The sequence below is a fragment of the Acidovorax sp. genome, from assembly GCF_046339755.1.
Lineage (GTDB): Bacteria > Pseudomonadota > Gammaproteobacteria > Burkholderiales > Burkholderiaceae_C > Acidovorax.
Map to the genome: position 1 here is coordinate 1 of NZ_JBKDTZ010000358.1, position 3540 is coordinate 3540.

Consider the following 3540-nt stretch of genomic DNA (forward strand, 5'->3'; position numbering starts at 1 on the left):
TGCCTGGCGCACCAGGGCGCGCAGCTGCTGGATGTCGGTATCGGGGTGCTCGGCCAGCCAGGCGTCCAGCGACTCGTCATTGGCGATCAGCCGGTCGCGCCAATGCTCGGCCAGGTGCAGGCTGAGCTTCTCGTCGGCCGAACCCTTGTGCTGCTCTTCGAGCGCCTGGCGGGCGGCTTCCACGATCTCGGGTTCGAGCTTGCGCATGAGCTTGCCCACGTACTGCATCTGGCGGCGCTTGCCCTCGAAATTGGTGATGCGCTTGGCTTCGGTGATGGCCTCGACCAGCTTGTCGGGCAGGCCCACCTTGTTGAACAGGTCGGTGCGCAGGGTCAGCAGGTCCTTGCCCAGGTCCTGCAGGGCGTCGCTTTCACGCTTGAGATCGGTACGGCTGGCATCGGACGTGCCTTTGAGTTCGGCCTTCAGCTGAATGTCCATTTCGCTGCCTTCGGCAACGAAATGGCCCTTCACAAAGTAGCCTTTTTTGGGTTTGCGTGACATGGGTGGGGGCAAAAGGGAGGTGGCGCAGCGCGCGCCACAGCGGCAAGTATCATAGCTGCCGCTATGAATAAACCCTCCAAACACGCCCCTGGCGCACCGGCAGCCGCCGCTTCCACCGCCCCCGACAGCGGCTTCAGCTACAGCCGCCCGTTCTTTGAAGAACTGGTGGACCGCGCGCTTGCGCATGCCAAGAAGCTGGGCGCCACCGACGCCGGAGCCGAGGCCTCGGAAGGCTGCGGCCTGTCGGTGAGCGTGCGCAAGGGCGAGCTCGAGACCGTGGAGCGCAACCGCGACAAGTCGCTCGGCATCACCGTCTACATCGGCAACCGCCGCGGCAATGCCAGCACCTCCGATTTTTCCAGCAAGGCCATCGAGCAGACGGCGCAGGCGGCCTATGACATCGCCCGCTTCACGGCCGAAGACCCCATGGCCGGCTTGCCCGACGCCGACGACATCGCGCCCGCCGACACGCACCGCGACCTCGATCTTTTCCACCCCTGGTCCATCGACAGCGAGCAGGCCGCGAAGATGGCCATGGAATGCGAGGCAGCCGCCCTGAAGTCCAGCCGCCGCATCACCAACAGCGAGGGCGCAGGTGTCTCGGCCCAGCAGAGCCATTTCTTCAGCGCCCACACGCGCGGCTTTCGCGGGGGCTATGCCTCGTCGCGCCACAGCTTCTCCGTGGCGCCCATCGCCTCGCTGCCAGGCCGCAATGCCGAGATGCAGCGCGACATGTGGTACAGCTCCATGCGCAACGCGGCCGAACTGGCCTCGCCGCAGGCGGTCGGTCGCTACGCCGCCGAGCGCGCCCTGTCGCGCCTGGGCAGCCGCAAGATCCCCACCACGCAATGCCCGGTGCTGTTCGAGTCTACGCTGGCCGCAGGCCTGCTCGGCGGCTTCGTGCAGGCCGTGAGCGGCGGTGCGCTCTACCGCAAAAGCACCTTCCTGCTCGACTCGCTGGGCAAGCGTGTGTTTCCCAAGCACATCGACATCGAAGAAGACCCCTTCATCCTGCGCGGCAAGGGCAGCTCGCCCTTCGACGACGAAGGCGTGCGCGTGGCGCCGCGCAAGGTGGTCCAGGGCGGCCGGGTGGAAGGCTACTTCCTGTCCACCTACTCGGCACGCAAGCTGGGCATGAAGACCACCGGCAATGCCGGCGGCTCGCACAACCTGAGCATGACCTCGCGCCTGACCCAGGCCGGCGACGACCTCGACGCCATGCTGCAAAAGCTGGGCACGGGCCTGTTCGTGATTGAACTCATGGGCCAGGGCGTGAACTATGTGACCGGCGACTACTCGCGCGGCGCCAGCGGCTTCTGGGTCGAGAACGGCCGCATCGCCTACCCGGTGCACGAGATCACCATCGCCGGCAACTTGAAGGACATGCTGCTGGGCATCGAGGCGGTGGGGGCGGATACCTACAACTACGGTGCCAAGACGGTCGGCTCGATTCTTGTGAATCGAATGAAGGTGGCGGGCAGCTGATTGCGGTTGCCGCCCCTCAGGCCGCAGCGGCAGGCCGGGCGGCCCAGGTGTCCTTCCTGCCACGCATGCCTTCTGGCAGTGCCAGACCCACGCGGTGGCGCGACATCGCATCTGCGGGCTCCAGGTGCGCGAGCACCAGCGCGGCGGCATCGGCGTAGGGGACGATCATCTCCGGGACCTTGGACGCGAACACCAGCAAAAGCAGGGGCGCCGGCAGCATGCTGGCAAAGCCCGCCATGCGCACCGGCAACTGCTCCGTGGACACCCGCATCCGGTGCAGGCCCAGTGCGGCCTGCTCGACCATGGGGCCGGGGCACAGCATGCGCCAGTCCAGCGGCGAGGCCGCTACGCGTTCATGGTTCTTGCCATGCGGCCAGTAGGTGTCGCGCACCTTGGGCAGGGTGACCCCCTTGCGGCCGGTTCGGCCGATGTCCAGCGCCGCGGCGCCGCCCAGGAACCAGCAGACGGGCCGCTCCATGGCGGGCAGCAATTCGACCGCTTCGACGATGTGGGCCACCAGGTCCACGAAGACCTGGCCTTCTGTGACCATGCCCGCGCAGTTGATGAGCGCATCGTGGCCACGCACGATGGCCGCGAGGTCCTGTGTGGCGATCTGGACGAGGTCGGCCTGGTGCACGTGGACCAGGGCCCGGGTTTCTTCGGGCAGTTTGGCGGGGTTGCGCACGAGCACGGAGACCTGGTGGCCGGCGGCGACAGCCTGTTCGAGCACGTGGCGGCCGAGGGAGCCGGTGGCGCCGTGGATGAGGAGGCTTTTCATGGGGTTGGGCTTGGTGGGTGGGTGGCGGTGGTTTTTTGGAACCTGGGCGCGATCATTCCACGCTGTCCGATGGAAGTCATGGCCCTGCGCCGCAGGGCGAGGGCGGGTAGGTGACTTTGTGCACGACAGGGGCTTCGTTCGTGAGCAGGGCCCACGTTGGCAACTCAGCCCCAGGTGCGCGCCAACCCCGCCGCTGCCGCCTGCAGCCTTGGCAGCTTCTCCAGCGCCTGCGCCAGCGACATGCGCGCCACCGGGGCCTGCAGCGCCACAGCGCAGCGGATGCTCTTGCCGTCGGCCCCGCGCACCGGCACGGCCACGCAGACCAGGCCTTCGACGAACTCCTCGGCATCGACCGCATAGTCGTCCTTGCGGATGCGCTTGAACTCCGCATCGAGCGCGGCGCGTGTGGTCAGCGTGGTGGCGGTGTGGCGGGTCAGCGCCAGGCCGTCGAGCAGCTTGTTGCGCTGGCTGGCGGCCATGTGCGCCAGCAGCAGCTTGCCGCTGGCCGAGCCGTGCACGGGCACGCGCGTGCCGGGGCGCAGGTTCATCTGAAGCGGAAAGGCCGACTCGAGGCGGTCCAGGTACACCACATCAGCACCCGACAGGGCGGTGAAGTTGCAGCTCTCGCCCACCTCGGCCACCAGCTTGCGCAGCACCGCGTGGCGCACGCCCTGCTGGGTGCAGCCGGCCAGCGTGGACTCGGCCAGGCGCAGCAGGCGCGGTGCGGGCGCATAGAGCCGGCCGTCGGGCTCGCGCGCCCGCAGGCCGCCGGACTC

At 68.0% G+C, this 3540-nt stretch carries 4 protein-coding genes; 1 reads left to right on the forward strand and 3 read right to left on the reverse strand.

The window, feature by feature from the left end; translation table 11 throughout:
* The coding region (gene yjgA / locus ACK59X_RS31155) for a ribosome biogenesis factor YjgA (RefSeq protein WP_409962778.1) at positions 1–501 on the reverse strand (501 nt) is incomplete at its 3' end.
* A 63-nt stretch (positions 502–564) separates the two neighbouring features.
* Here yjgA and pmbA point away from each other — a divergent pair.
* A complete protein-coding gene (pmbA, locus tag ACK59X_RS31160) occupies positions 565–1986 on the forward strand; it encodes a metalloprotease PmbA (RefSeq protein ID WP_409962780.1) in 1422 nt (473 codons plus the stop codon).
* A 16-nt stretch (positions 1987–2002) separates the two neighbouring features.
* Here the strand turns inward: pmbA and ACK59X_RS31165 are convergent, their stop codons facing one another.
* On the reverse strand, positions 2003–2764 hold the full coding sequence (locus tag ACK59X_RS31165; protein ID WP_409962782.1) for an NAD(P)-dependent oxidoreductase: 762 nt from the start codon (positions 2762–2764) through the stop codon (positions 2003–2005).
* A gap of 164 nt (positions 2765–2928) precedes the next feature.
* Positions 2929–3540, reverse strand: a 612-nt coding sequence (locus ACK59X_RS31170) for an IclR family transcriptional regulator (protein ID WP_409962784.1), incomplete at its 5' end; no start/stop codon positions are given.